Genomic DNA, 22723 nt, shown 5'->3' with positions numbered 1-22723 from the left:
CACTCGGCCCTCCAAACACCCGTCACCGACCCGTCACCGGCCCCTCACCTGTCGCGTGCCAACTCTGCCTCGGCGGCGGCCAGCGCCGCGAACTCCTCCTCCGGGGCGCGCGCCACCAGACGCTTACGGCTGTACAGGCCGAAGTAGGCGACGGCGACCGCGTACACGCCGAGCGCGATGAACGCGGCCACCACGTCCACCAGGAACGTCGCCACCAGCGCCGCACAGGCGAGCACCAGCGCCACCGACGAGGTCAGCGCACCGCCGGGCGTACGGTACGGCCGCGCGAGCCCCGGCTCCCGGCGCCGCAGCACGATGTGCGACAGCGACATCAGCGCGTACGAGATGGTGGCGCCGAACACGGCGACGTTCAGCATCCGGGCGCCGTCGCCCGTCGCGGCGGCCAGCGCGAAGCCGATCGCGCCGGGGACCAGGAGCCCCAGCCAGGGCGCTTTGCGGCTGCTCGTCAGGGACAGGAAGCGGGGCAGATAGCCCGCCCGGGAGAGCGCGAAGAGCTGGCGGGAGCCCGCGTAGATGAGCGAGAAGAAGGACGCCACCAGGCCCGCGAGGCCCGCGTAGTTGACGATCCGGCTCAGCACGGTGGCCTCGCCGTCCGGCTGCAACGCCTCGACCAGCGGATTGCCCGCCTCCTGGAGGGCGTCCGAGCCGCGCGCGCCCGCCGACGCGAAGAACGTGAGCAGCGCGAGGACCACCAGGATGCCCATGGACCAGCGGATCGCGCGGGGCAGCGTCCGCGCCGGGTCCTTGGTCTCCTCGGCGGCCAGCGGCACCCCTTCGACGCCCAGGAAGAACCACATCCCGAACGGGAACGCCGCCCAGATCCCGAGCAGCCCCATCGGCAGCCACGAGTTCGCGCCGAACGCGTCCGGCTCCACGGCGATGTCGTTCAGCCGGGACGCGTCGAAGTCCATGAAGGCGCCCACGGCGAAGACGAGCAGCGCCGCCACCGCGATCCCGGTGACCACGAAGCTGAACCGCAGCGCCTCGCCGACGCCCCACAGATGGATGCCGATGAAGACGGTGAAGCACGCCAGATACACCGGCCAGCCCGAGGTCAGCCCGAACAGGCCCAGGGATTCGACGTAGTCACCGATGAAGATGGAGATCGCGGCGGGCGCGAGGACGTACTCGATGAGGATCGCGGTGCCGGTGAGGAAGCCGCCCCAGGGGCCGAGGGCGCGGCGGGCGAAGCCGTAGCCGCCGCCCGCCGTGGGCAGTACCGAGGACAGTTCGGCGAGCGAGAACACCATGCAGGCGTACATCACGCCCATCAGGGCCATCGCGATGGCGAGGCCGCCGAAACCGCCCTGCGCCAGGCCGAAGTTCCAGCCGGAGTAGTCGCCGGAGACGACGTACGCCACGCCGAGTCCGGTCAGGAGCAGCCAGCCCGCGCTGCCGCGGCGCAGGGTTCTGCGGTCCAGATAGTCGTCCGCCGGTTCGGCGGAACGTTCTCGGGTGGAATCCAGGGACATGGCACGACTCCCCACGGGGCGGGCGGTGGACGCGGCTCAATGGAACGGAGCCATACCTTTGCGGTGCGGGGCGTCAGAAAGCAAGACCCGTGCGTTACGTCGCCGTAAACGGCCGCTCCGGCACCCGCCGGCTCACGTCAGGAATCCCCGCAGCAGCGCCGCCGTCCCCGCGCAGTGCTCGCGCATCATCTCCCGCGCCCCGTCCGCGTCCCCGTCGAGCACCGCCTCGACCAGCGCGGTGTGCTGGCGCTGCGAGTGCTCCAGGTTGCGCACCAGGAGCGGGATGCAGTCGAGCAGGTCGTTGACAGTCGCCCGGACCGCCGCGTACTGCGCGGTCAGCGTCGGCGACCCGCTCAGCTCGGCCAGCGTGAGATGCAGCAGCGTGTCCAGCCGCCGGTAGTCGGCGAGCGGCGCGTCGTGCGTCCGGGCCAGCGCGTCCCGCAGCCGCGCCGCCTGCTCGTCCGTCAGGCCGTGCGCCGCGCACAGCCCCGCTGCGCCGACCTCCAGGACCTCACGGAAGCGCAGCGCGTCCTCGACGTCGATCTGTCCGATCCTGCGCCGCAACTCCTCCTCGCCCGGCTCCTCGCTCCTCGGCAGGACGAACGTGCCGCCGTACCGCCCGCGCCGCGACTCCACCAGGCCCTGGTCCTGGAGCACCTTCAGGACCTCGCGCAGCGTCACCCGGCTGATGCCGAGCCGGTCGGCCAGTTCGCGCTCCGCGGGCAGCCGCTCCCCGCCCGGCACCAGACCCAGCCGTACGACCTGGAGGATCTGCTCAAGCGCCTCCTCGAAACCGTTCCCCGCGCGCACCGGCCGGAGTATCGGCGTCAGGCGGTCCTCGGCATCCGGACGCATTCGCCCGCACCCCCTTCCCAAGCAAAGGTTCTCGGCAATACCTTATGTTGCCCCGGCTGACCGAAGGAGGCCCGTCCCGTGGCAGACCGCACACCACCGCTCGGCGTCGAGGAGCTGCGCGCCCTCGTCGCCGCCGGTGAGATCGACACTGTCGTCCTGGCGTTCCCCGATATGCAAGGGCGGCTCCAGGGCAAGCGGTTCGCCGCCCGCTTCTTCCTCGACGAGGTGCTGGAACACGGCACGGAGGGCTGCAACTACCTCCTCGCCGTCGACACCGAGATGAACACCGTCGACGGCTACGCCATGTCGTCCTGGGACCGCGGCTACGGCGACTTCGCCATGCACCCGGACCTCGCCACGCTGCGCCGCGTCCCGTGGAACGAGGGCACCGCGATGCTGATCGCGGACCTCGCCTGGAACGACGGCGGCCCGGTCGTCGCCGCCCCGCGCCAGATCCTGCGCCGCCAGCTCGACCGGCTCGCCGCGCTCGGCCTGACCGCGCAGGTCGGCACCGAGCTGGAGTTCATCGTCTTCAAGGACACCTACGAACAGGCCTGGGACTCCGGTTACCGCGGCCTCACCCCGGCCAACCAGTACAACGTCGACTACTCCGTACTCGGCACAGGCCGCGTCGAACCGCTGCTGCGCCGCATCCGCAACGAGATGGCCGCCGCCGGCCTCACGGTCGAGTCCGCCAAGGGCGAGTGCAACCCGGGCCAGCACGAGATCGTGTTCCGCTACGACGAGGCCCTGACCACCTGCGACCAGCACGCGATCTACAAGACCGGCGCCAAGGAGATCGCCGCCCAGGAAGGCGTCTCGCTGACCTTCATGGCGAAGTACAACGAGCGCGAGGGCAACTCCTGCCACATCCACCTCTCGCTCACCGACGCGGACGGCCGCAACGTGATGGCGGGCGACGGAGCCCATGGCGGCCACGGCACCGACGGCATGTCCGAGCTGATGCGCCACTTCCTCGCCGGGCAGCTCGCCGCCCTGCGCGACTTCTCCCTGCTGTACGCGCCGAACATCAACTCCTACAAGCGCTTCCAGCCCGGCTCCTTCGCGCCGACCGCCGTCGCCTGGGGCCACGACAACCGCACCTGCGCCCTGCGCGTCGTCGGCCACGGACCCGCCACCCGCTTCGAGAACCGGCTCCCCGGCGGCGACGTCAACCCGCACCTCGCCGTCGCCGGACTCATCGCGGCAGGCCTGTACGGCGTCGAGCAGAAACTCGAACTCCCCGACGCCTGCGCGGGCAACGCGTACGCCGCCGACTACGCGCACGTCCCCACCACGCTGCGCGAGGCCGCCGAACTCTGGGAGAACAGCCCCGTGGCGAAGGCCGCGTTCGGTGACGAGGTCGTCGACCACTACCGCAACATGGCCCGCGTCGAACTCGACGCCTTCGACGCCGCGATCACCGACTGGGAGCTACGCCGCTCCTTCGAACGCATGTGAGGAACGTCTTGTCGAACCCGTACGACCTCCAGGTGCTCAACCCGGCCACCGAGGAGGTGATCGCGACCGTCCCCGGCGCCACGGCGGCCGATGTCGACGCGGCCGTGGTCCGCGCCACGGCCGCCCAGCGCACCTGGGCCGCCCTCGCCCCCGCCGACCGGGCCCGGCTGCTGCGCCGCTTCGCCGCCACCGTCGACCAGCACATCGAGGAGCTGGCCCGCCTGGAGGTCACCGAGGCCGGCCATCTCATCGGCAACGCCCGCTGGGAGGCCGGCAACGTCCGTGACCTCCTGGACTACGCGGCCGGGGGAGTGGAACGCCTCAACGGGCGCCAGATCCCGGTACCCGGCGGCCTGGACATCACGATCCTCGAACCCCTCGGCGTCGTCGGCGTCATCGCGCCCTGGAACTTTCCGCTGCCCATCGCGGCCTGGGGCACCGCGCCCGCGCTCGCCGCCGGCAACGCCGTCCTCCTCAAGCCCGCCGAGACCACCCCGCTGACCGCCCTGCGGCTCGCCGAACTCGGCCTGGAAGCCGGACTTCCCGAAGGGCTGTTCCAGGTGCTGCCCGGCGCGGGCGACATCGCGGGCGAAGCCCTGGTCGAGCATCCAGGCGTCGCCAAGATCGTGTTCACCGGCTCCACCCGCGTCGGCAAACGGATCATGGCCAAGTGCGCCGACCGGGTGAAACGCGTGACCCTCGAACTCGGCGGCAAGAGCCCCAACATCGTCTTCGCCGACGCCGACATCGAGGCCGCCGCGACCGCCGCGCCGATGTCCTTCCTCGACAACAGCGGCCAGGACTGCTGCGCCCGCACCCGCATCCTCGTCCAGGCATCGGTGTACGACCGCTTCCTCGACCTCCTCGCCCCCGGCATCACCTCCGTCGTGGTCGGCGACCCGGCCGACGAGAAGACCCAGATGGGCCCGCTGATCTCCCGCGCCCAGCTCGACCGGGTCCGCTCCTACCTCGCCGACGACCAGCCCGCCATCAGGGGCACCGCACCCGACGGACCCGGCTTCTGGTGCGCCCCGACCGTCCTCACCGGCCTCGCCCCCGACGCCCCCGCCGCTCGCGAAGAGGTCTTCGGACCGGTCGCCGTCGTCCTGCCCTTCACCGACGAGGACGACGCCGTACGCCTCGCCAACGCCACCGACTACGGGCTCGCCGCCTCGATCTGGACCCGCGACGTGGGCCGCGCCCTGCGCCTCTCGAAGGCCGTCGCCGCCGGGAACCTCTCCGTCAACTCGCACTCCAGCGTGCGTTATTGGACCCCCTTCGGCGGCTACAAACAGTCCGGGCTCGGCCGCGAACTCGGACCCGACGCCCTCACCGCCTTCACCGAAACCAAGAACGTCTTCCTCAGCACGGAGGCCTGAACGACCATGACCGACACCGAGAACATCTGCCGCCGCCTGGTGGGCCGCACCGCCGTCATCACCGGCGCCGGCAGCGGCATCGGCCTGGCCACCGCGCGCCGCCTCGCCGCCGAGGGCGCGCACGTCGTCTGCGGCGACATCGACGAGACGGCGGGCAAGGCCGCCGCCGACGAGGTCGGCGGCACCTTCGTGAAGGTCGACGTCACCGACGCGGACCAGGTCGAAGCGCTGTTCAAGACGGCGTACGACACCTACGGCTCGGTCGACATCGCCTTCAACAACGCGGGCATCTCCCCGCCCGACGACGACTCCATCCTGGAGACCGGACTCGACGCCTGGAAGCGCGTCCAGGAGGTCAACCTCACCTCCGTGTACCTGTGCTGCAAGGCCGCTCTCCCCTATATGCGCCGCCAGGGCAAGGGCTCCATCATCAACACCGCCTCCTTCGTGGCCCGGATGGGCGCGGCGACCTCACAGATCTCGTACACCGCGTCCAAGGGCGGCGTCCTCGCGATGTCCCGGGAACTCGGCGTCCAGTTCGCACGCGAGGGCATCCGCGTCAACGCCCTCTGCCCGGGGCCCGTCAACACCCCGCTGCTCCAGGAACTGTTCGCCAAGGACCCGGAGCGGGCGGCCCGGCGCCTCGTCCACATCCCGGTGGGCCGGTTCGCGGAGGCCACGGAGATCGCTGCCGCTGTTGCCTTCCTGGCGAGCGACGACTCGTCGTTCGTGAACGCGACGGACTTTCTTGTGGACGGGGGGATTTCCGGCGCGTACGTGACACCGCTCTAGGGGGTCCACCGGAGGGCTCTCGGCCGGCTGCGGGTCCGTCGTGGCCGGTCGCGCAGTTCCCCGCGCCCCTGAAGAGGCGCGGTGCCGCGCCTCCCGGGTGCGGGCCACGGACCCGTGTACGGTCCGGGTCCCATGCACAAACCCATGCACAAACCCATGCACAAGCCCATGTACAAGAGAAGAGCCCTCGCGTCGACACTGGCCGCGGCTGCCGCACTGGCGGCCGTGGCCCTCCCGTCCCCGGCCATCGCCCACGCCCCCACCGCCCGCCCCTGCCCCCGCCTCTCCACGGACCTCCCCTGGTACGGCGAGAACCGCGCCCTGCTTCAGCGGGTGATCGACGAGCGCGGCGTCTGCGCCGGGACGGGGCGCGGGGGCCGTCCGGTCGCCGCCTTCGACTGGGACAACACCGTCACCAAGAACGACGTCACCGACGCGACCCTCGGCTGGGCGCTGCGGCACGACAAGATCCTCCGCCCGAAGAGCTGGCGCGATGCCGGCCAGTGGCTCACGGAGACCGCGGACCGGGCGCTCACCCGGGCCTGCGGCACCTCCGTACCCGTCGGCTCCCCGCTCCCCACCTCGGCGAACACCCGCTGCGCCGACGAGATCTGGGAGCTGCGCGAGAACGGCCGCACCATGAGCGGCGCCGCCGGATTCGCGGGCGACTGGAACCACCGGCGCACGGTGCCGCAGTACGCCTGGGTGCCCCAGCTCTTCGCCGGCCGTACCGTCCGCGAGCTGACCGGATACGCCGAGCGGGCCCGTACGGAGGCACTGGCCGCGCCCGTCGGCGCCACCCGGACCGTCGGCACCCATGAGATCTCCGGTTACGTCCGCTACTACGACCAGCAGCGTGACCTCATCCGCACGCTCCGGCGCGCCGGGTTCGACGTGTTCATCGTGTCGGCGGGATCGGAACCGGTGACCGAGGTGTGGTCCCGGGGCGTCGGCGTCGACGCGGACCACACCCTCGCCATCCGCTCGGTCCTCGACCGCCGGGGCCGCATCACGCCCCGCAACGAGGGCTGCGGCGGGGTGCCGGCGGGCCGGGGCGACGCCATCCCGTACATCGACGGGAAACGGTGCTGGATCAATCAGGAGATCTTCGGCGTACGGGGCGCCGCCGCCTGGCAGCGGCAGCCCTGGCAGCGGCGGATCGCGCTCGGCGCGGGTGACGCCGACACGGACGTCACGTTCGTCGGCGACGCGACCGGCGCGCACCTCGTCCTCAACCGGAACAAGGCCGAGCTGATGTGCCGCGCGTACGACGACGCCGACGGCCGCTGGATCGTCAACCCGATGTTCCTCGCCCCGCTGCCCCGCAAGCCCGGCGGCTATCCGTGTGCGACGACCGCGTACAACGAGCCCCGGGGAGGCGGCGGTCCGCTCCTGCGCGGCGACGGCTCGACGGTGCCGGACCAGGCGGACACGGTGTACTGAGGCTCGCGCGGCACCTTAGAGTTTCCGCATGACCATGTCGCCTCCGCCCGGCTGGTACCCGGATCCGTCGGCACCCTCCGTACAGCGCTGGTGGGACGGGACCGGATGGACGGAACACCGGCAGCCGCCTGCGGAGGCGCCGGTTCCGGCACCCCCGGGTGGCGGGCGGCGCGCCCGGCTGGTCGCGCTCACCGTCGCCGGAGCGGTCCTCGTGGCGTCGATCGTCACCGGCGTCGTCGTGCTCGGCGGCGGGGACGACACCCCCGATCCGAAGGCGGTGGACTCCCCATCGGGGGAGCCGTCCTCGTCCGGGGCGTCCGAGCACGAGAACACCCCGACCCCGTCGCCGTCCACATCCGAACCCTCGGCCGACGACCCGGCGGTGGTCGTGGACGAACTCAACGGCATCACCCTGCCCCTGCTCGACGGCTGGGTCCGGCCGAAGTTCACCACCGACGACACCATGGTGATGTCCACCGACGGCACCTACGACTGCCCCGGCGACAGCGGCGTCTGCCGCCACGGCGCCGTGATGTCCCGCACGGTGACCGCCAACGACGAGAAGTCCCCGCGCGTCCTCGCCCTCCAGGACATCGAGGACGCGGCCGACGACTGGTACGACCGCGACACCATCGACCGCCGCCCCTTCCACGGCATCACCTCGCACCAGCAGGTCAAGGCGGGCCAGGTCGCGGTGGCCGGACGGACCGGGTACTACGTCCGCTGGCGGGTGAAGACCGAGCTGGGGCCCGGGGGTTACGTGCAGTCGCTCGCGTTCCCTTCGAGCGTGGGCACCGAGTCGATGGTCATGATCCGATACGCCTTCGACGCCGGACCCGACGGGCCGGCGCTCGCCGACATGGACAGGATCACCAAGGGCATCCGGTCCGTGCACGACGCGGACACCGGCGGCGGCGTCGGCCAGAGCATGGAACCCCTGCCGTAGCCCCGTTGGCGGGTGGCATCAGGGGAAGCGGCATCAGGGGAGCGGTATCAGAGGAAGGTGTGTCCCTCGCCCCGGTACGTCGGCACGGTCGCCGTCACCCGGTCGCCCTCGATCAGCCGCACCTCGTCGAACCGCTCACACAGTTCACCGGCCTTCGCGTGCCGGAACCACACCTTGTCCCCGATGAGCAGATCGTCGGCGGGAGACCCGATCAACGGGGTCTGCACCTCGCCCGGCCCCTCCTGCGGGTCGTAGCGCAGCCCCTCCGGCAGATACGGCACCGGCAGCCGGTCGGCGCCCGCGGGCCCCGACGCCGGATAGCCGCCACCGAGCACGGTCACCACACCCACGCCCGGCCTGCGGACGACCGGCTGTGCGAAGAGGGCGGCCGGACGCCCGCTGAACGACGTGTAGTTGTCGAACAGCCGTGGCACGTACAGACCCGAGCCCGCCGCGATCTCCGTGACGGCGTCCTCGGCCGCCGTGTGCTGCACACTGCCCGTACCGCCGCCGTTGACGAACTCCAGATCCGGCGCCACGGCCCGCACCGCCCGCACCACCTCCGCCCGCCGCACCGCCAGCTCCCGGCGCGCGGCGCTCTGCATCAGCCGGATCGCCCGCGACCGCAGCGGCCGGCCGGCCACCGCGTCGCCGACACCGGCGACATGACCCTCGTACGCCATGATGCCCACCAGCCGGAAGCCCGGCGTCCGGGCCACCGAGCGGGCCAGCTCCGCGAGTTGGGCGGGGGAGCGCAGCGGGGAACGCAGGGCGCCGATCCGGACCCGGCCGCCGAACAGCCGTAGCGAGGTGTCGAGTTCCAGACAGACCCGGATCTCCTCGCGCCCGCCGTCGCGCGCCGCGTCGATGAACCGCAAATGCGCCGGGTCGTCGATCATCACCGTCACGGCCGCCGCGAGCTTCGGGTCGCCCGCGAGGTCCGCGTACGCCGCCCGGTCGGCCGACGGATAGGCGAGCAGGACGTCATCGAACCCGGACCTGGCCAGCCACAGCGACTCGGCCAGCGTGAACGACATGATCCCCGCGAAACCGTCCCGGGCCAGGGCCCGTTCCAGCAGGGCGCGGCAGCGCACGGACTTGCTCGCGACCCGGACCGGCTTACCGGCCGCCCGGCGGACCAGATCCGCGGCATTGGCGTCGAAGGCGTCCAGATCGACGATCGCGACGGGGGCGTCGAGATCGGCGGTGGCCCGGTCGTAGCGGGCCCGATCGGCGGTACGGGCAGTCATGACCGAAGCCTGCCAGACGTGATTACCCCTGGGTAGGGGGACGTTCCGGGCAGAACAACCCTGGCCTGCGGACCGGTTCCCGCAGAGCGGGGATCAGCCCGTAGAGTGACGCGCACGCGGGAACGGAACCGGCTTGTCGGAGCGGTCCGCCCGCGGGCGCGCCACCTTCACCGGCGGCGCGCGCACAGGGTCCCGCGTGCGGACGCCCGGACGTGGGAAGCCTTGGCGTGGGCCCCGCCCCGGCGCCCGGTGCACGCCTCGGCGTATGGCTCCGGGGTACGGGACCGGGTGCGGACGTCCGGGTACGGCGCCCGGTACGGGTTCCGGGCAGCGCGCCCGGGTCCAGCAGTCCGGCCGGGTGGAGGCCCGGCCGCGAGAAACGGGGGGTGCATGAGCACGGAAGCGCGTCGGCCCCCCTTCCCTCCGCGCCCCGCGACCCCGCCACCTCCGCCCCGGCCACCCCGGGTACCACCACCGGCACCGTCCCGCGCACCCGGCACCTCCGGTGGCGCGCACGAGGCGGACGAGACCGGGCACGGGGACACCCCGTCGGCGCCGCGCTTCCCGACGCTCCTCCCGCGCCCCGCCACCCCGGCCGACGAGACACCGCCCCGGCCGTCCGCGCCGCCGGCATCGCCCCCAGCGCCCACCTCCCCGCCGCCTCCGTCGCCCTCGGCCCGCTTCCCGGACCTGCCGCCGCCCGTGCGCCCGGCCGCCGGCACCCCCCTGGCCACCCCGCCCCCCGTCCGTCCCCCGGCCCGCCCCCTCCGCCGCACCGTCGGCTCCGTCGACCTCACCCCAGGGCCCGGCGCCGGACGCCCCTTCGTCACGTTCGCGCCGCCCGGTACCGGACCCGGCATCCCCGACGACGACACCACCCGGCTGCGCCCCGTCGGTCCCCGGGTCCGCCCCCGCGCAGCCGCCGCCGCGGCCTGTGTCGTCCTCGGGCTCGGGCTCATCGGCGGCGCTGTGACCGGGAGTTGGCTGACCGGCGACAGCACCGCCGCCGCGGACAGCCGCAACGCCTACGCCGCCGCCGACAGCCTCTGGCACAGCACCCCCGTCGACCAGCTCTTCCCACCCGTGCTCAAAGGCGAGGGCGCGGGACCCGGCGGCGCCGACCGCACCTGGACCCGGATCGCCGTCGCACCCGACAGCACCTGTGCGAACGCCTTCGACCCACTGCTGCGCAAGGCACTCGCCCCGGCCGGCTGTCTGCGGCTGCTGCGCGCCACGTACACGGACGCCACCCGCAGCCATGTCACCACCGTCGGGCTGCTGTTCACCAAGGCCGACGCCGACGGCATGAAGACCCTGCGGGAACGCTTCACCGCGGAAGGGCTCGACCGGCGCAGCGACCTCATGCCCCGCCCCTACGCGGCCAAGGGCACCCTCGCCGAAGGGTTCGGGGACCGGCAGCGGGCCTCCTGGACGCTGTCCGTACTCTCCGACGCGCCCGTCGTCGTCTACGCGGTCTCCGGCTTCGCCGACGGACGGACCGTGACCGATCCACAGCCCGCCGCCGACGCCATGAAGGCCGGCACCACCACAGCCCCGGCCCAGGCCGGCCTCGGCCACGAGGCCCAGGGCATCGCCGACCGCGTCGAACGCGGCCTGCGCAAAACCGTCGCAGCCGCCACGGAGAAACCCACATGACCCCCCACGTCCGAGCCGCACGCATCGCCCGGCCCGCCCGCGCCGTCGCCACAGGCACCGCAGCCGCCCTGCTCGCCGCCGTCGTCGCCCTGCTGCCCGCCACCGCCGCCCACGCCGACAGCATCCGCGCCCGCGAATGGGGCCTGGAGGCGCTGCACGCCGAGCAGGCGTGGCGGACCACCAAGGGCAAGGGCATCACCGTCGCCGTCCTCGACACGGGCGTGGACGACCAGCACCCCGACCTGGAGGGCAACGTCGTGCCCGGCAAGGACCTGGTCGGCTTCGGCGCCTCGCGCGGCGACCGGTCCTGGGCCCGGCACGGCACCGCGATGGCGGGCATCATCGCCGGTCACGGCCATGGCGCGGGCGCCGAGGACGGCGTCATGGGCATGGCGCCCGAGGCCAGGATCCTGCCGGTCCGGGTGATCCTGGAGGACGGCGACCCGTCCCGCAAGAAGGCCCGCGACAACCGGGGCGGCGCCCTCGCCGAAGGCATCCGCTGGGCCGCCGACCAGGGCGCCGACGTCATCAACCTCTCCCTCGGCGACGACTCCGAGTCGGCCCACCCCGAACCGGCCGAGGACGCCGCCGTCCAGTACGCCCTCAAGAAGGGCGCCGTCGTCGTCGCGTCCGCCGGCAACGGCGGCGAGAAGGGCGACCACATCTCGTACCCCGCCGCCTACCCCGGCGTGATCGCGGTGACGGCCGTCGACCGCTACGGCACCCGCGCCTCCTTCTCCACCCGCCGCTGGTACGCGACCGTCAGCGCGCCCGGCGTCGACGTCGTCCTCGTCGACCCGGACCGCCGCTACTACGAGGGCTGGGGTACCAGCGCGGCGTCCGCCTTCGTGTCGGGCGCGGTCGCCCTGGTCCGCGCGGCCCACCCCGACCTGACCCCGGCGCAGATCAAACGGCTCCTGGAGGACACGGCCCGCAACGCTCCCCACGGCGGCCGTGACGACTCACGCGGCTTCGGCCTGGTCGACCCGGCCGCCGCGATCGCCGAGGGCGGCAAGCTGAAACCGGAGCTGCGGGCCGCCGCGTACGGCGAGACATACTTCGGAACCGGCCCCGACGACCCGTCCGACACCTCGGTCACCGGCTGGGCAGGACCCCTCGCCGGCGGCCTGGGCGTCGCCCTGCTCGCCACGGCGGTCTACCTGTGGCGAGGCCGCCGCCGACCCGGCCACCGCCCCCTCGTCTGAGCCCTCTCAGACCCGCGACTTGGCCAGCGCGCCGACCGCCGTCACCGCCGCGTGCTCGACCAGCGCGACGCCCTTGTCCATCGACGCGTTGCCGTCCGACAGGACCGCCACCAGATACGGGTGCCCGTTCACCGTCACCCACCCGATGCTGTTGATGTCCCACAGGCCGGTCGCGGTCCGGGGCAGCCACCCGTTCTTCAGCGCCCAGTCCGTGTCGGCCGCCGCCGAGACCCCCCAGTCCTGGTCCGCCGCGATCCGCCCCATCAGATCCTGGACGTACGCGCGCGACGCCTTGGTCAGCACCGCGTCACCCGTCCCGGTCGCGAACACCGCCCGCAGCAGCTTGATCTGATCGTCGGCCGTGGTCCGCGTCAGCCCCCACCGGCCGCCCGCGCCGCCCTTCGTCCCCGTCAGCCCGAGACGTGCGTTCGCCGCGTCCAGGCCCTTGGCCCCGCCGATCGTCTCCCACAGCGCGTTCGCCGCCGCGTTGTCGCTGCTGCGGATCATCGCCGTCGCGTGCGTCCGCTCCTGGGCCGTGAGCGGGCGCCCCGCGTCCTGCGCCCGCAGCAGCACTGCCGCCAGGATGTCGACCTTCACGATGCTCGCCGTGTCGTACGCCGTCCCGGCCCCGTACCGCGCGACGCTCCCCGCCCCGTCCAGCGACGCCACCGCCACCGAGTAGCGGGCCTTCCCCTCGGTCGCCACGCCCGCCAGTGCCTTCGCGAGCACCTTGTCCGGATCCACCGCACCCCCCTTGCCCGTCGCCGTGGTCGCGCCCGCCGTGGGTGCCGACACCTGGGCGGCCGACGACGTCGGGACCATGGAGGTGGACGCCACGGCCTGCGCGCGGTCCATGGCGGAGCAGCCTATGAGGGAGCCGATGAGCGTGGCGAATGCGCACGCCGCGAGGGGAAGCCGGTGCCGGTACATGCCCGGATGCTTCGTGCCGTTTCTGTGTAAATCATGAGAGAGAGGTCAGGAACCGCTGAGAAAAATGAGCGGCCACCGGGACAGGTCCCCCGGAAAACCGCGGGCCGCCCCCCTCGGTAGGGTCGACCATCGTGGCGAACAAGAACATCCCCGACCCCGGCTTCTCCGACGACGACGGCTCCGCCGACCCCCGGCTGACCGCGGCACTCGCGGCCTGGGCCCAGGACCGCACGGCCCACGGGCCCGTCCTGGCCGCGCTCAAGGGGGCCCGCCTGCTGGTCCCGGTCGTCTCCGTGCTCGGCGAGGTCGAACAGGACGAGAACGGGCTGCGCCGCGAGAAGACCAGCGACATGGCGGTCCCCACGCTCAAGGCGGGCGACCGCACCGCCCTGCCCGCCTTCACCTCGACCGGGACACTGGCCCGCTGGGACCCCGAGGCCCGCCCCGTCGCCGTACCCCTGCACCAGGCCCTCCAGGCCGCCGCGCACGAAAAGGCCGACACCGTCGTCCTCGACCTCGCGGGACCCGTCGCCTACGAGATCACCGGACCCGCCCTGCTCGCCCTCGCCGAGGGCCGCACCAGCGGCGATCCGCTCGCCGACCCCGCCGTCACCGGCGCCGTCCGCGCCGCCGTCGCCGCCGAGCCCGCCGTGCTCCGCGCCCACCTGGGCCCCGGCACCGCCGACGGCACCCTGGCCCTCGTCCTCGACCCGACGGCCGCGCCCGCCGACACCGTCCGGCGGATCGCCGGGGCGCTCGCCGCCGACGACACACTGAGGGCCCGCCTGGTACGCGGCCTCGACCTGGCACTCCTGCCGGCCGGCAGCACCCCACCGGGCGAGCCCCTCTACGTCAGATGACCGGCCGGACGGCCGGCCGGATGACTAGCCGTACACCGGGCCCGTGTACTTCTCGCCCGGACCCTGACCCGGCTCGTCCGCGACCAGCGACGCCTCACGGAACGCCAACTGGAGCGACTTCAGACCGTCCCGCAGCGGCGCCGCGTGGAACGAGCTGATCTCCGTGCCGCCCGCGTCCATCAGACCCGCCAGCGAATGGATCAGCTTCCGCGCCTCGTCCAGGTCCTTGTGGGCCGCGCCGTCCTCCGCGAGGCCCAGGTTCACCGCGGCGGCGCTCATCAGGTGCACCGCCACCGTCGTGATCACCTCGACCGCGGGGACGTCCGCGATGTCACGGGTCATGCTGTCGAAGTCGGGGGCCGGACCATCGGTACGCTCGGCCTGGCTGTCAAGGGTGGCGTCACTCATGCCCCACACGATAGGCCCAGCCCCGCACGGCATCCGAGTGAGGTCCGGGCGGCCGGGTGACGGCCCGGCGCCGCGATTGGCCCGCTCCGGCGCGAACTGCTAACCTGGTGTAACGACCGGTCGGACGCGCCCCCAGCATGTCAGCGCGCCCGGCCCACAAGTGGAGGCTCCGCTCTCCCACCTGACCGCCCTCACGGGTGTCGGGTCACCGGTCAGGCGACCCCGTCCAGTGCGACGCGGCCCGCCCGATGTACGCCCCGCGACCGAGCGGCGGTGTTCCGGTACGCAAGGAGCCCCGCTGTGATCGTCCGGGGCATTTTTCATGCGCCGGCTCGGTTAGGTCTTTACGAACACAGACGTTACGCGGCTGTCCGCCAGACCGTCGCGTAGGTGCTACCGAGGAGGATCCATCAGCGCCGAGCCCCGCATCAACGACCGGATTCGCGTTCCCGAGGTGCGACTTGTCGGTCCCAGCGGCGAGCAGGTCGGGATTGTCCCGCTTGCCAAGGCCCTGGAGCTTGCGCAGGAGTACGACCTGGACCTGGTCGAGGTCGCGGCGAACGCCCGCCCGCCCGTGTGCAAGCTCATGGACTACGGGAAGTTCAAGTACGAGTCGGCCATGAAGGCCCGTGAGGCGCGCAAGAACCAGGCGCACACGGTCATCAAGGAGATGAAGCTCCGGCCGAAGATCGACCCGCACGACTACGACACCAAGAAGGGTCACGTCGTCCGGTTCCTCAAGCAGGGCGACAAGGTCAAGATCACGATCATGTTCCGTGGTCGCGAGCAGTCCCGGCCGGAACTGGGTTACCGGCTGCTGCAGCGGCTCGCGGAGGACGTCCAGGACCTCGGCTTCGTGGAGTCGAACCCGAAGCAGGACGGCCGGAACATGATCATGGTTCTCGGTCCGCACAAGAAGAAGACCGAGGCGATGGCCGAGGCCCGTGAGGCCCAGGCGGCCCGGAAGGCGGAAGCGAAGGCCCACCCGGGTCGCTCGCAGAACGCCGCCGAAGAGGACTTCGCCGAGGCCGAGGCCCCGGCCGAGGCTTCCGCCGAGGCGTGACCCCGGGGCGTATGCCCCGGGTGCCCAGGACGCGAGTCCCGGGAGTCCAGGGACACCAGTCCAGGGATGCCCACCGATCCATATGACGTTCCACCGTGCCCGGTTTCACGACCGGGCACCGGAACGCCCCTGACGAGGAGAGACGGCGCCATGCCGAAGAACAAGTCGCACAGCGGTGCCAGCAAGCGCTTCAAGATCACCGGCTCCGGCAAGGTGCTCCGCGAGCGCGCCGGCAAGCGCCACCTGCTCGAACACAAGTCGTCCCGCGTGACGCGTCGCCTCACCGGCAACGCCGAGATGGCCCCGGGCGACGCCAAGAAGATCAAGAAGCTTCTCGGCAAGTGACGTCGCGGCCCCCGGTGACGGGGGCACCGCGACGCCAGGACCGGGACCCAATCGATACCGGGCCGTGTGACGACCACCACGGCCCCGCTACAAGGAGTTAACAAGTGGCACGCGTCAAGCGGGCAGTCAACGCCCACAAGAAGCGCCGGGCGATCCTCGAAGCCGCCAGCGGCTACCGCGGTCAGCGTTCGCGCCTGTACCGCAAGGCCAAGGAGCAGGTCACCCACTCCCTGGTCTACAACTACAACGACCGCAAGAAGCGCAAGGGCGACTTCCGTCAGCTCTGGATCCAGCGGATCAACGCCGCTGCCCGCGCCAACGGCATCACCTACAACCGCTTCATCCAGGGTCTGAAGGCCGCCAACGTCGAGGTCGACCGCAAGATCCTCGCCGAGCTGGCCGTCAACGACGCCAACGCGTTCGCGGCGCTCGTCGAGGTCGCGCAGAAGGCCCTGCCGAGCGACGTCAACGCTCCCAAGGCTGCGTGACGCCGCGCCGGCTCAGCCGGACGAAGACGTTCAGGGACCCGCGGGCTTCGTGTCTGCGGGTCCGCTGTGTTGTGTGGTGCGGTATCGGCACCTCTCCCCGCTCCAAGACGAGGTGACTCGCGATGCCCGGCGCAACGCCCGAGCTGATCTCCCCCGGCTCCGCCCGAGTGGCCGCCGCACGGCGGCTGGCCCGGCGGAACTTCCGGGGCAAGGAGCGGCTGTTCCTCGCTGAAGGGCCGCAGGCCGTACGGGAGGCCGCCGCGCACGCCTCGGCCGCGGGCGCCACGCTCGTCGAACTGTTCACCACCGTCGAGGCCGCCGAGCGGTACGCCGACATCGTCGCCGCCGCCCGTACGGTCGGCGCCCGCGTCCACCTCGCCGACGAAGCCGTGATCGCGGACATCTCCACCACCGTCACCCCCCAGGGGCTCGTCGGCGTCTGCCGCTTCCTCGACACCCCGTTCCCCGAGATCGTCGCCGCCCGGCCCCGGCTCGTCGCCGTACTCGCGCATGTCCGCGACCCCGGCAACGCCGGCACCGTGCTGCGCTGCGCCGACGCCGCGGGCGCCGACGCCGTCGTCCTCACCGACGCCTCCGTGGACGTCTACAACCCCAAGGCCGTCCGCGCCTCCGTCGGCTCCCTGTTCCATCTGCCCGTCGCCGTGGGCGTCCCCGTCGACGCCGCCGTGCGGCGGCTGAAGGACGCCGGCGTGCGGATCGTCGCCGCCGACGGCGCGGGCGACGACGACCTCGACACCGAACTCGACCGCGGCACCATGGGCGGCCCCACCGCCTGGATCTTCGGCAACGAGGCATGGGGCCTGCCCGAGGAGACCCGCGCCCTCGCCGACGCCGTCGTCCGCGTCCCCATCCACGGCCGCGCCGAGAGCCTGAACCTCGCGACCGCCGCGGCCGTATGTCTCTACGCGTCCGCACGCGCCCAGCGCACGGACGGCGGCTGCCGGGCCTGAGCACACCGCCCGTACCACGCCGCTGAGTGACTGGTAGCCGACGACCGGCGACTAGTAGGGTGACCAACTCGGTCGCCCACTGCACCGGTTCGAGAGGTGGGGTACGGGAACATGTCTGTCGGCACCAGTGGCGCCACGGAGGCCCACGCTGCCTCCACGGCGCTCGGCATCGCGCCGGACGACCTCCCCGACGGACTGGTCGTCGCCGACGAGGCCGGCCGTGTCGTCACCTTCAACGCCGCCGCCGCCCGGATCACCGCCGTCCCCGCCCACACCGCGCTCGGCACCCCCCTGGAGCGCGCCCTCCCGCTGGAGGACCTGGAGGGCCGCCGCTGGTGGCAGCTCACCGACCCCTACGGCGGCCTCGCCATCCGCGTCGGACAGCCCGAACGCAACCTCCTGCTGCCCGGCGGCCGGGAAGTCCTCGTCTCCGCCCGCTACCTGCGCACCGTACCCACCGGACCCGTTCGCCGGGTCGTCGTCTCGCTGCGCGACACCGAGGCCCGCCGCCGTACCGAACGCAGCCACGCCGAACTCATCGCCACCGTCGCCCACGAACTGCGCTCCCCGCTGACCTCCGTCAAAGGCTTCACCGCGACCCTGCTCGCCAAATGGGAACGGTTCACCGACGACCAGAAGCGGCTCATGCTGGAGACCGTCGACGCCGACGCCAACCGCGTCACCCGGCTCATCGCCGAACTCCTCGACATCTCCCGCATCGACTCCGGGCGCCTGGAGGTCCGCCGCCAGCCCGTCGACATCGGCACCGCCGTCGGCCGCCACATCCAGGCCCACGTCGCCGCCGGACAGCCCGCCGACCGCTTCCTCGTCCGGCTCCAGCAGCCCCTGCCCGACCTGTGGGCCGACCCCGACAAGGTCGACCAGGTCCTGAGCAACCTGCTGGAAAACGCCGTGCGCCACGGCGAGGGAACCGTCAGTATCGACGTGGAGCCCGCACCGAGCCCCCGCGAACCCGGCAGCGCCGGCACCGCGGTCACGGTCAGCGACGAGGGCCCAGGCATCCCGGAGGAATCCATGAACCGTGTCTTCACCCGCTTCTGGCGGGGCAGCAAGCGCGGCGGCACCGGGCTCGGCCTGTACATCGTCAAGGGCATCGTCGAGGCCCACGGCGGCACCATCACGGTCGGCCGGGGGCCCGCCGGAGGCGCCCAGTTCCGATTTACGTTGCCCGTGAGCGCTCCGGCCTATCTGAGCTGAGCCGCCGCCCACGGGCCTCCGCGTACCCCGAGAGCCACCCGGGAGCCCGCACCCCGGGCCACCACGCCCGTTCCCTGGGTGCCTCTCACCCCCGTTAGACTCGGCCTTTGGCACCTTGCGTCCCCAGATCCGAGACGAAGCGTCTCCAGTTCAGGGACGGCGCGCCCTTGAGCCGGGACGGGGACCATCCGCCAGCCAATCGGAAGCACGGGAAGAGATGTCGGCACCGAACAAGTCGTACGACCCTGTTGAGGTCGAGGCACTGAAACCGGAAGAGATCGAGCGCATGCGGGACGAGGCGCTCGCCGCCTTCGCCGCCGCGGGCGACCTCGAACAGCTCCAGGAGGCCAAGGTCGCCCACACCGGCGGCACCTCGCCGCTGGCCCTCGCCAACCGCGAGATCGGCGCACTGCCCCCGCAGGCCAAGGCCGAGGCGGGCAAGCGCGTCGGCCAGGCCCGCGGCGCCGTGAACAAGGCGCTCGCCGCCCGGCAGACCGAGCTGGAGGCCGAGCGGGACGCCCGCGTCCTGGTCGAGGAGGCCGTGGACGTCACGCTGCCCTACGACCGGGTCCCGGCCGGCGCCCGCCACCCGCTGACCTCGTTCATGGACCGTGTCGCCGACGTCTTCGTCGCCATGGGCTACGAGATCGCGGAAGGCCCCGAGGTCGAGGCCGAGTGGTTCAACTTCGACGCCCTCAACTTCACGCCCGACCACCCCGCCCGGCAGATGCAGGACACCTTCTTCGTCCAGGGCCCGGGGGAGACCCACGGCGACGAGTCCGGTGTGGTGCTGCGCACCCACACCTCGCCCGTGCAGGCCCGCGCGCTCCTCGCCCGCGAGGCGCCCGTCTACATCGTCTGCCCGGGGCGCGTCTACCGCACCGACGAGCTGGACGCCACGCACACCCCGGTCTTCCACCAGATCGAGCTGCTCGCCGTCGACGAGGGCCTGACCATGGCCGACCTCAAGGGCACCCTGGACCACATGGTCCAGTCGCTGTTCGGCTCGGACATGACGACCCGGCTGCGCCCGAACTACTTCCCCTTCACCGAGCCGTCCGCCGAGATGGACATGCTCTGCTACGTGTGCAAGGGCGCCTCCGTCGGCCACCCCGACCGGCCCTGCCGCACCTGCTCCAGCGAAGGCTGGATCGAACTCGGCGGCTGCGGCATGGTCAACCCGCGCGTGCTCGTCGCCTGCGGGGTCGACCCCGAGAAGTACAGCGGCTTCGCCTTCGGGTTCGGGATCGAGCGGATGCTGATGTTCCGCCACAACGTCGAAGACATGCGAGACATGGTCGAGGGTGACATCCGGTTCACCCGGCCGTTCGGGATGGAGATCTGATGCGGGTCCCGCTTTCCTGGCTGCGGGAGTATGTCGACCTCCCCGCCACCGAGACCGGCCGTGACGTACAGGCCAAGCTCGTGTCCGCGGGCCTTGAGGTCGAGACCGTCGAGCAGCTCGGCGCCGACCTCAAGGGCCCCCTCGTCGTCGGCCGGGTGCTGACCATCGAGGAGCTGGACGGCTTCAAGAAGCCGATCCGCTTCTGCACGGTCGACGTCGGCCAGGCCAACGGCACCGGGGAGCCGCAGGAGATCGTCTGCGGCGCCCGGAACTTCGCCGTCGGCGACAAGGTCGTCGTCGTGCTGCCCGGCGCGGAGCTGCCCGGCGGCTTCGCGATCGCCGAGCGCAAGACGTACGGGCATGTGTCGCGCGGCATGATCTGCTCCAGCGACGAGCTGGGCATGGGCGACGACGGCACCAAGGGCATCATCGTCCTGCCGCCCGAGCACGAGGTCGGCACCGACGCGATCGCGCTGCTGGAACTCGTCGACGAGGTCCTCGACATCGCCGTCACACCCGACCGCGGCTACTGCCTGTCGCTGCGCGGTGTCGCCCGCGAGACCGCCACCGCGTACGGCCTGCCGCTGCGTGACCCGGCGCTCCTCGACGTGCCGGGGCCGAACGCGTACGGCTACCCGGTCGAGGTCGCCGACCCGCGCGGCTGCGACCGCTTCACCGCGCGCACCGTCACCGGACTCGACCCCGAGGCCCGCTCCCCGATCTGGCTGCGCCGCCGCCTCCAGAAGGCCGGGATGCGGCCCGTTTCCCTCGCCGTCGACATCACGAACTACGTGATGCTGGAGCTGGGCCAGCCCCTGCACGCCTACGACCGGACCCGGATCGAAGGCACCATCGGGGTGCGCCGCGCCACACCCGGCGAGAAGCTCACCACCCTCGACGGCGCGCAGCGGGTCCTCGACCCCGAGGACCTGGTGATCACGGACGACCGCGGCCCGATCGGTCTCGCGGGCGTCATGGGCGGCGCCGACACCGAGATCGCCGACCCGGTCACCGACCCGGAGACCGGTGAGACCACCGGCTCCACCGAGGTCGTCATCGAGGCCGCCCACTTCGACGCGCTCTCGATCGCGCGCACCGCCCGCCGCCACAAGCTGGCGTCCGAGGCGTCCAAGCGCTTCGAACGGGGCGTCGACCCGCTCGCCGCGTCCGCCGCCGCCCAGCGCACCGTCGACCTCCTCGTCCTCCTCGCCGGCGGCACCGCCGACGCGGGCGTCACCGAGGTCGTCGCCCCGCACGCACCGCGCACCCTGACCATCCCGGCCGACCACCCGGACAAGGTCGCGGGCGTCGCGTACGGCCGCGAGACCGTCGTACGCCGACTCCAGGAGGTCGGCTGTGACGTGTACGGGCAGGACGAGCTGATCGTCACGCTGCCGTCCTGGCGGTCCGACCTCACCGACCCGAACGACCTCGCCGAAGAGGTCATCCGCCTGGAGGGCTACGAGAACCTGCCCTCGACGCTGCCCAAGCCCCCCGCGGGCCGCGGCCTCACCGACCGCCAGCGGACACACCGCCGCGTCGGCCGCGCGCTCGCCGGAGCCGGATATGTCGAGGCGCTGAACTACCCCTTCCTCGGTACGCAGGTCTTCGACCAGCTCGGCCTGGCCGCCGACGATCCGGACCGCCGGGTCGTCACGCTCGTCAACCCGCTCTCCGACGAGGAGCCCGCCCTCCGTACGACGCTGCTGCCCGGTCTGCTCGCCGCGCTGCGGCGCAACGACGGGCGCGGCAGCCACGACCTCGCCCTGTTCGAGACCGGCCTGGTCTTCCACCCGCGCGAGGAGCAGCGGATCGCGGGGCGGCTGCCCGTCGACCGCCGCCCCACCGACGAGGAGATCGCGTCGCTCACCGCCGCGCTCCCCGTCCAGCCCCGGCATGTCGCCGTCGTCCTCGCGGGCGCCCGTGAGCAGGCCGGCTGGTGGGGCAAGGGGCGCCCCGCCGACTGGGCCGACGCGGTCGAGGCGGCACGGACCGTCGCCGCCGAGTCCGGCACCGAACTGATCGTGCGGCAAGGGCAGTACGGTCCGTGGCACCCCGGCCGGTGCGCCGAACTGGCCGTCGTCGTGGACGGCGCCGAGCGGATCGCCGGGCACGCGGGCGAACTCCACCCGCGCACCGTGAAGGCCCTGGGCCTGCCCGACCGCACGTGCGCCATGGAGCTCGACCTGGACCTCGTAGAGGGGGCGAGCGCAGGCGTCCCGCGGGGACCCCGGATCTCCACCTTCCCGGTCGCCACCCAGGACGTCGCACTCGTCGTGGACTCCTCGGTCCCGGCCACCGACGTGGAGCGGGCGCTGCGCGAGGGCGCCGGTGAACTCCTGGAATCCCTCCGCCTGTTCGACGTCTACACCGGTGAACAGGTCGGCTCCGGCAAGAAGTCCCTGGCCTACGCCCTCCGCTTCCGGGCCGCCGACCGCACCCTGACGGTCGAGGAGGCGACGACGGCCCGCGACACGGCGGTCACCGTCGCTGCGGAGCGCTGCGGAGCGGTCCTGCGAGGGGCCTGATCCCGCCACCCGGGAGCCCGCCCCGCACAGCACGTGCGGGGCGCGCTCCCGTGTCGTCGGCTCCTGTGTCCGGCGGCCCGCGGGCCG

General features: G+C 72.6%; 20 protein-coding genes. 15 read left to right on the top strand and 5 right to left on the bottom strand.

The features are described from left to right. Positions 1-44 precede the first annotated feature (44 nt). Entirely contained in the window at positions 45-1493 is a 1449-nt protein-coding gene (gene eat / locus ACIQNU_RS23575; RefSeq protein WP_401369637.1) for an ethanolamine permease, read from the bottom strand. A gap of 132 nt (positions 1494-1625) precedes the next feature. Continuing rightward, a complete protein-coding gene (locus tag ACIQNU_RS23570) occupies positions 1626-2348 on the bottom strand; it encodes a FadR/GntR family transcriptional regulator (protein ID WP_401369634.1) in 723 nt (240 codons plus the stop codon). Between the two features lie 78 nt (positions 2349-2426). On the opposite strand from ACIQNU_RS23570, the gene ACIQNU_RS23565 reads away from it, so the two are divergent. The 5 genes from ACIQNU_RS23565 to ACIQNU_RS23545 all read left to right on the top strand — a co-directional run bounded on the left by ACIQNU_RS23565 (position 2427) and on the right by ACIQNU_RS23545 (position 8369). After that, positions 2427-3809, top strand: a complete 1383-nt coding sequence (locus ACIQNU_RS23565) for a glutamine synthetase family protein (RefSeq protein WP_401369631.1) — start codon at positions 2427-2429, stop codon at positions 3807-3809. 8 nt (positions 3810-3817) lie between these two features. Beyond that, entirely contained in the window at positions 3818-5188 is a 1371-nt protein-coding gene (locus ACIQNU_RS23560; RefSeq protein WP_401369628.1) for an aldehyde dehydrogenase family protein, read from the top strand. Positions 5189-5194: 6 nt separating this feature from the next. After that, positions 5195-5980: a 3-oxoacyl-ACP reductase gene (locus ACIQNU_RS23555; protein WP_401369625.1), complete on the top strand. Its 786-nt coding sequence runs from the start codon at positions 5195-5197 to the stop codon at positions 5978-5980. Between the two features lie 168 nt (positions 5981-6148). After that, the gene (locus tag ACIQNU_RS23550) at positions 6149-7423 is read left to right on the top strand and encodes a haloacid dehalogenase-like hydrolase (RefSeq protein WP_401369622.1); all 1275 of its coding nucleotides are present in this window, start codon (positions 6149-6151) and stop codon (positions 7421-7423) included. 34 nt (positions 7424-7457) lie between these two features. Next, on the top strand, positions 7458-8369 hold the full coding sequence (locus ACIQNU_RS23545) for a DUF2510 domain-containing protein (RefSeq protein ID WP_401369939.1): 912 nt from the start codon (positions 7458-7460) through the stop codon (positions 8367-8369). Between the two features lie 47 nt (positions 8370-8416). Here ACIQNU_RS23545 and ACIQNU_RS23540 read toward each other — a convergent pair whose 3' ends face one another. Further along, positions 8417-9619, bottom strand: a complete 1203-nt coding sequence (locus ACIQNU_RS23540) for an amino acid deaminase/aldolase (RefSeq protein ID WP_401369620.1) — start codon at positions 9617-9619, stop codon at positions 8417-8419. A 390-nt stretch (positions 9620-10009) separates the two neighbouring features. Between ACIQNU_RS23540 and ACIQNU_RS23535 the strand changes: the two genes are divergently transcribed. Both ACIQNU_RS23535 and mycP read left to right on the top strand, forming a co-directional pair. Next, positions 10010-11275: a hypothetical protein gene (locus tag ACIQNU_RS23535; RefSeq protein ID WP_401369617.1), complete on the top strand. Its 1266-nt coding sequence runs from the start codon at positions 10010-10012 to the stop codon at positions 11273-11275. Continuing rightward, positions 11272-12480: a type VII secretion-associated serine protease mycosin gene (gene mycP, locus ACIQNU_RS23530; protein ID WP_401369615.1), complete on the top strand. Its 1209-nt coding sequence runs from the start codon at positions 11272-11274 to the stop codon at positions 12478-12480. Before ACIQNU_RS23535 ends, mycP begins: the two co-directional genes overlap by 4 nt. A 6-nt stretch (positions 12481-12486) precedes the next feature. Here the strand turns inward: mycP and ACIQNU_RS23525 are convergent, their stop codons facing one another. Next, complete coding sequence (locus tag ACIQNU_RS23525; RefSeq protein WP_401369612.1) at positions 12487-13410, bottom strand: serine hydrolase; 924 nt, start codon at positions 13408-13410, stop codon at positions 12487-12489. Positions 13411-13541: 131 nt separating this feature from the next. Between ACIQNU_RS23525 and ACIQNU_RS23520 the strand changes: the two genes are divergently transcribed. Continuing rightward, positions 13542-14270: an SseB family protein gene (locus tag ACIQNU_RS23520; protein ID WP_401369609.1), complete on the top strand. Its 729-nt coding sequence runs from the start codon at positions 13542-13544 to the stop codon at positions 14268-14270. 24 nt (positions 14271-14294) lie between these two features. Here ACIQNU_RS23520 and ACIQNU_RS23515 read toward each other — a convergent pair whose 3' ends face one another. Next, the gene (locus tag ACIQNU_RS23515; RefSeq protein ID WP_401369606.1) at positions 14295-14678 is read right to left on the bottom strand and encodes a DUF1844 domain-containing protein; all 384 of its coding nucleotides are present in this window, start codon (positions 14676-14678) and stop codon (positions 14295-14297) included. 409 nt (positions 14679-15087) lie between these two features. Here ACIQNU_RS23515 and infC point away from each other — a divergent pair, with 409 nt between their 5' ends. The 7 genes from infC to pheT all read left to right on the top strand — a co-directional run bounded on the left by infC (position 15088) and on the right by pheT (position 22636). Beyond that, a complete protein-coding gene (gene infC, locus ACIQNU_RS23510; protein ID WP_401369936.1) occupies positions 15088-15741 on the top strand; it encodes a translation initiation factor IF-3 in 654 nt (217 codons plus the stop codon). 150 nt (positions 15742-15891) lie between these two features. Further along, positions 15892-16086 (top strand): 50S ribosomal protein L35, encoded by a 195-nt coding sequence (gene rpmI, locus ACIQNU_RS23505; protein WP_019065473.1) that lies wholly within the window; start codon positions 15892-15894, stop codon positions 16084-16086. Positions 16087-16190: 104 nt separating this feature from the next. Further along, entirely contained in the window at positions 16191-16574 is a 384-nt protein-coding gene (gene rplT / locus ACIQNU_RS23500) for a 50S ribosomal protein L20 (protein ID WP_020938960.1), read from the top strand. A gap of 122 nt (positions 16575-16696) precedes the next feature. After that, positions 16697-17545 carry a TrmH family RNA methyltransferase gene (locus ACIQNU_RS23495; protein ID WP_401369603.1) on the top strand — a complete coding sequence of 283 codons (849 nt, stop codon included), beginning with the start codon at positions 16697-16699 and terminating at the stop codon, positions 17543-17545. A 111-nt stretch (positions 17546-17656) separates the two neighbouring features. Then, on the top strand, positions 17657-18763 hold the full coding sequence (locus tag ACIQNU_RS23490; protein ID WP_401369601.1) for an ATP-binding protein: 1107 nt from the start codon (positions 17657-17659) through the stop codon (positions 18761-18763). 217 nt (positions 18764-18980) lie between these two features. Next, the gene (pheS, locus tag ACIQNU_RS23485) at positions 18981-20108 is read left to right on the top strand and encodes a phenylalanine--tRNA ligase subunit alpha (protein WP_401369598.1); all 1128 of its coding nucleotides are present in this window, start codon (positions 18981-18983) and stop codon (positions 20106-20108) included. Then, positions 20108-22636, top strand: coding sequence for a phenylalanine--tRNA ligase subunit beta (gene pheT, locus ACIQNU_RS23480; protein ID WP_401369595.1), 2529 nt, complete (start codon positions 20108-20110; stop codon positions 22634-22636). The genes pheS and pheT overlap by 1 nt, the downstream gene beginning before the upstream one ends. The last annotated feature ends 87 nt before the right edge of the window (positions 22637-22723 follow it).

The sequence above is a fragment of the Streptomyces sp. NPDC091292 genome (assembly GCF_044757265.1).
GTDB lineage: Bacteria > Actinomycetota > Actinomycetes > Streptomycetales > Streptomycetaceae > Streptomyces.
This window is presented reverse-complemented; position numbering and strand designations above follow the sequence as displayed.

What these genes read in the sequence shown, in the direction of transcription:
- ACIQNU_RS23545 (WP_401369939.1), top strand. Translation starts at nt 7,458, where the DNA reads ATGTCGCCTCCGCCCGGCTGGTACCCGGATCCGTCGGCACCCTCCGTA.
- ACIQNU_RS23515 (WP_401369606.1), bottom strand. Translation starts at nt 14,678, where the DNA reads ATGAGTGACGCCACCCTTGACAGCCAGGCCGAGCGTACCGATGGTCCG.
- ACIQNU_RS23490 (WP_401369601.1), top strand. Translation starts at nt 17,657, where the DNA reads ATGTCTGTCGGCACCAGTGGCGCCACGGAGGCCCACGCTGCCTCCACG.
- ACIQNU_RS23550 (WP_401369622.1), top strand. Translation starts at nt 6,149, where the DNA reads ATGTACAAGAGAAGAGCCCTCGCGTCGACACTGGCCGCGGCTGCCGCA.
- ACIQNU_RS23535 (WP_401369617.1), top strand. Translation starts at nt 10,010, where the DNA reads ATGAGCACGGAAGCGCGTCGGCCCCCCTTCCCTCCGCGCCCCGCGACC.
- ACIQNU_RS23525 (WP_401369612.1), bottom strand. Translation starts at nt 13,410, where the DNA reads ATGTACCGGCACCGGCTTCCCCTCGCGGCGTGCGCATTCGCCACGCTC.
- mycP (WP_401369615.1), top strand. Translation starts at nt 11,272, where the DNA reads ATGACCCCCCACGTCCGAGCCGCACGCATCGCCCGGCCCGCCCGCGCC.
- eat (WP_401369637.1), bottom strand. Translation starts at nt 1,493, where the DNA reads ATGTCCCTGGATTCCACCCGAGAACGTTCCGCCGAACCGGCGGACGAC.
- ACIQNU_RS23570 (WP_401369634.1), bottom strand. Translation starts at nt 2,348, where the DNA reads ATGCGTCCGGATGCCGAGGACCGCCTGACGCCGATACTCCGGCCGGTG.
- ACIQNU_RS23495 (WP_401369603.1), top strand. Translation starts at nt 16,697, where the DNA reads ATGCCCGGCGCAACGCCCGAGCTGATCTCCCCCGGCTCCGCCCGAGTG.
- pheS (WP_401369598.1), top strand. Translation starts at nt 18,981, where the DNA reads ATGTCGGCACCGAACAAGTCGTACGACCCTGTTGAGGTCGAGGCACTG.
- rpmI (WP_019065473.1), top strand. Translation starts at nt 15,892, where the DNA reads ATGCCGAAGAACAAGTCGCACAGCGGTGCCAGCAAGCGCTTCAAGATC.
- ACIQNU_RS23555 (WP_401369625.1), top strand. Translation starts at nt 5,195, where the DNA reads ATGACCGACACCGAGAACATCTGCCGCCGCCTGGTGGGCCGCACCGCC.
- pheT (WP_401369595.1), top strand. Translation starts at nt 20,108, where the DNA reads ATGCGGGTCCCGCTTTCCTGGCTGCGGGAGTATGTCGACCTCCCCGCC.
- ACIQNU_RS23540 (WP_401369620.1), bottom strand. Translation starts at nt 9,619, where the DNA reads ATGACTGCCCGTACCGCCGATCGGGCCCGCTACGACCGGGCCACCGCC.